The organism is Nocardia araoensis NBRC 100135 (assembly GCF_000308435.1).
Taxonomy (GTDB): Bacteria; Actinomycetota; Actinomycetes; order Mycobacteriales; family Mycobacteriaceae; genus Nocardia; species Nocardia araoensis.
In genome coordinates this window covers 1-332 of record NZ_BAFR01000237.1, presented here as the reverse complement: position 1 = coordinate 332, position 332 = coordinate 1, and the positions used below count along the sequence as shown (strand labels likewise).

Here is a 332-nt window from a genome sequence, read left to right as displayed (position 1 = left end):
TGGTGGTGGTGATGCCGAGGGTGGTGTGGGAGTTGGTGGTGATGTGGGTGATTCGTTGGGTGGGGTGTGTGGGGTCGATGGGGAGGAAGGCGGCGCCGGTTTTGGTGATGGCCCAGATGGCGAGGATGGTTTCGGGGGAGCGGGGGATGGCGATGGCGACGACGTCTTCGGGGCCGATGTGGTGGTGGAGGAGTTGGCGGGCGAGGTGGTTGGAGTGTTGGTCGAGTTGTTGGTAGGTGAGGTGGTGGTTGTTGTGGGTGAGGGCGGTGTGGTGGGGGTGGTTGTGGGCGGTGGTGGTGAGGAGGTCGGGCAGTGTGGTGGGTGGTGTGGGT

General features: G+C 64.8%; 1 protein-coding gene. It reads right to left on the bottom strand.

Translation table 11 applies throughout. The annotated features are described in order from the left end of the window. Positions 1-332 (bottom strand): AMP-binding protein (locus tag ON21_RS30130; protein ID WP_039803536.1); only part of this gene is annotated, 332 nt, incomplete at both ends.